Source organism: Kroppenstedtia guangzhouensis (genome assembly GCF_014637345.1).
GTDB classification, from domain to species: Bacteria; Bacillota; Bacilli; order Thermoactinomycetales; family DSM-45169; genus Kroppenstedtia; species Kroppenstedtia guangzhouensis.
Map to the genome: position 1 here is coordinate 1 of NZ_BMEX01000047.1, position 3,421 is coordinate 3,421.

Genomic DNA, 3,421 nt, shown 5'->3' on the forward strand with positions numbered 1-3,421 from the left:
ATTTCTTTCACCTGCTGTTTCCGTGGTAGATTCTCTACCTTCCAGAAAACCAAGTGTAAATCCTTCCTCCATTACCAAACTAAATTTCCGGATGGGGCACTAGCTTCCGTAACCGGCGTCCTGGGGAGGGACTTGGAAGCGTTCTGATTCGGTCGGGATTGGGTTTCACATTCCGGCGCCAAAGTTCCAGCAATCCAAAAAAGCTCCATATGAAATCCAACCCTCCCTGTGGCAGTATTTTCACAACACTTTTAGGATGGGAAAGCTTATTGTGATGGTAATTTGCCTGTTTGAAGGAATCGGGGTCGACTTAATGTTGTTGGATGGTTGGTTCTGGCTCTGGTTTCTTTTTCTGATTTTCACATGCCTGTGTGCCGGGGCCGTACTCATGGTGAACAACCGATGCAGGGCGGATCGCATTCACGAAAAAAAACGATTGAAATTGGAACGTGATATTATGGCGAAAAAAATGAGCTTGTCCTATGCGCAAAAAAGTTGGATGCTGTCCGCGCATATCTTGTTCATTGTCGCTTGGTTTGGCGGAATTTTGTGTATGTTTGGCTTGCTGATCACATCCCTGTCGGCAAATCACAACAATGAACTGTATGTGATTTATATGAATATCAATCTCCTCGACGATGTCTATGTCAAATATCCCGCCCTTGGAGCGCTTATCACCGGTCTCTTGCTATCTGTTCTGACAAACTGGGGGCTCACCCGGTATTACTGGATCATCGTCAAAGAGGTTTTGACCCTGGGTACCATTGGTTTTGGCATATTTTATATGAATCAATGGCTTGATCAAGTAACCGCAGCAACGTCCAATGGCGACTTCGATACATTGCAGCTGTCAGATATCAAACATCTCCTCATCGGGAACCTCGCAAATCTGATTGCATTGGCCACAATGGTGATCCTCTCCTATGTGAAACCATGGGGAAGAAGGAAAAACGCCAAAAAAAACCGAAAGAAGTGAAGTATTGAAAAGGACTCCCGGTCAGGGGAGTCCTTTTCAATACTTCCAGTCATCCCACACCACAGGCGTCCCGGCGGGTGTGTCCTTCGATTCGGATTGTGTGAGGAAATCGAGTGAAAACATAACGAGCCATCCACCGGACGGCTGTCTCTCCAATGCCCCTCTTGCGATACAGGTTGAGGACGCGTATGTCAAACAGGGGAGTGGAATCTTCCACTTAACAGGCCGATCTTCTCCCCGGAGTCCGACTGAATCCTGAAAGTGATGCTTTCCCGGCTGTGGTAATAACCTTTTTTTCGCAAGCTGCCTGATTTGATCCGCTCCCGGTCGGGGATCCGAGTGGTAATCCCAGGATTGGGATGTAAGGAAGCTGACCAAGTGATCCACTTCACCCTGGAATTTTTGAAACTGCAAATTCACGAAAATAATCCTCCTGTTTATGTATGTAATTGTAATTTATTAGGCCTTCAAATTCCCGTTTTAAGAGTGGTTTATTTAGTTTCGAAGGGTGATGGTACCTGTGCATTTTTCATTTTGGAGTGGTTGTGGCGGCTTAATTTCAATATACAAAAAGCATGACATCCCTGGAAGTGAGAAGGAACAGAACGTTGGTTCGAAGGGATGATTATGCTTAAATAATAGAGTAGGGAGTGGGAGGTGAAAGAATGGAAATCACGAGAGTGAGTCAGGAAGTTTCCAGTGACGTTCGGGAAATCTTACAGAAAGCCAAAGATTACACCCGGCAGTCCAAGGCAGCCAACACGACCCGAAGTTATCGGGCAGATTGGGCAGATTTCACCGCCTGGTGTCAAGAGCGATCCTTGTCCGCTTTGCCCGCAGACCCAGAGACCGTCGCTCTGTATCTGGCGGATTTGGCGGACCGTAGGAGAACCTCCACTCTGCAGCGACGTCTGGCTGCGATCAGTCAGGCTCATCAGGCGGCAGGGTACGATTCCCCGACGACCGGTTATGTGGTGCGAACCGTCTGGGCGGGAATCCGAAGAGCCAAGGGGACTTATCAGGAGGGGAAGGACCCGATCCTTGTGGAGGATCTCAGGCAGATAGTCTGCCAACTTCCGGACACCCTGACCGGCAGAAGGGATCGGGCATTGCTGTTGGTGGGGTTTGCCGGCGGCTTTCGGCGATCGGAGTTGGTCTCCATCAACCGGGAAGACCTGCAATCAGTTCCCCGGGGATTGGTGATCCACCTGCGCCGATCCAAAACCGACCAGGAGGGGAGAGGAGAGAAGGTGGGGATTCCCCGGGGATCCCGCTTGGAGACTTGCCCGGTAAGGGCTTTGGAAGATTGGTTGTCTGAGTCCGGGATCACGGAAGGTCCGGTGTTTCGACCGATCAACCGACATGGCCAAGTGCGGGCTCGTCGGCTGAGCGACCGGTCTGTGGCGCTCATTGTAAAGAAAGCCGTGGAAGCGATCGGTTTGGATCCGAACCGTTTTTCCGGCCACAGCCTGCGTGCCGGGATTGCCACCTCCGCTGCCATGGCCGGGAAAGATGAACGGGCGATCATGAAACAGACGCGGCACAAATCGACGAATATGGTCCGCCGCTATATCCGGGACGGAGAACTGTTCAACGAAAACGCAGCCTCGGATATCGGATTGTGAAAGCGGTTCTGCTTTAAGGTTAATGGATGGAAGGTTCGGTGGTTTCGGAAAAAGACAGCAAAGGGTAAATATGAATGAATAATATTTGGCCGCCATGATAAATATAACAAAACAGAAAGAACCAAGATTACGTACGAAATAGTACGTTCTCTCGGTTCTTTTTATTTAAATAATACATAGTCTTACTACTGAAGGTATGGAGGCTTAATCATTGTCATGGACTCATCGGGATCTCCTGTGGCAATTTGCGGATCGAAAAGTAGCTTTTCCATATACACTGATGGTGTGCCATCCCGGTAATACTTTTCAAACGTTTCAGTGTAAAACTTCTTCGCATCTTTTACAGTTTTTTCAGAAACAATCTCATGCACCATATTAAAGGACATGATGTTATGTTCTCCCTTTTGTTCAATGACGTTATTGTTCATTCCGACGCTGCCATTAAGAGGAGGGTTGAGCGTTGAATCCAATGCAAGGGAAGGCAACTCCCTGGCTCATCTTTCCCAGGATTTTTCGTTGTTTCTCACAGAAGGCGATCGCAGATGCTTGTTTGGATTGGCATTGGATTCCGAGCTCCAATAGGGTTGAAGTTCCTTGAATGTCGAATGTTGTTACAAAGTAAATGAAATCGGACAGTGATTTGGAGCTCGCTTCATGCCCACAATGCCGACAAAGTTCGACATCCATTGACACTCTCAAAGTAGCTCAAGGTAGTACTAGTGCCCTGTCAGGCCACCTTGATCTTCTTTTGTTCTCGTAAGATCGCCTCATGACGTTTATTTTTGTTGCGCCATCGGATGTAAGCCCGAATTTGGTTAAA

3 protein-coding genes are annotated in these 3,421 nt (G+C 48.3%); 2 read left to right on the forward strand and 1 reads right to left on the reverse strand.

Going from position 1 to position 3,421, the window contains the following annotated elements; all coding sequences use genetic code 11:
- The first annotated feature begins 274 nt into the window (after window positions 1–274).
- Both IEV46_RS17605 and IEV46_RS17610 read left to right on the forward strand, forming a co-directional pair.
- Entirely contained in the window at window positions 275–976 is a 702-nt protein-coding gene (locus IEV46_RS17605) for a hypothetical protein (RefSeq protein WP_373284651.1), read from the forward strand.
- A gap of 665 nt (window positions 977–1,641) precedes the next feature.
- A complete protein-coding gene (locus IEV46_RS17610) occupies window positions 1,642–2,601 on the forward strand; it encodes a site-specific integrase (protein ID WP_188433889.1) in 960 nt (319 codons plus the stop codon).
- A gap of 185 nt (window positions 2,602–2,786) precedes the next feature.
- Here IEV46_RS17610 and IEV46_RS17615 read toward each other — a convergent pair whose 3' ends face one another.
- On the reverse strand, window positions 2,787–3,086 hold the full coding sequence (locus tag IEV46_RS17615) for a hypothetical protein (protein WP_188433891.1): 300 nt from the start codon (window positions 3,084–3,086) through the stop codon (window positions 2,787–2,789).
- Window positions 3,087–3,421 lie beyond the last annotated feature (335 nt).

What these genes read in the sequence shown, in the direction of transcription:
- IEV46_RS17605 (WP_373284651.1), top strand. Translation starts at nt 275, where the DNA reads ATGGTAATTTGCCTGTTTGAAGGAATCGGGGTCGACTTAATGTTGTTG.
- IEV46_RS17610 (WP_188433889.1), top strand. Translation starts at nt 1,642, where the DNA reads ATGGAAATCACGAGAGTGAGTCAGGAAGTTTCCAGTGACGTTCGGGAA.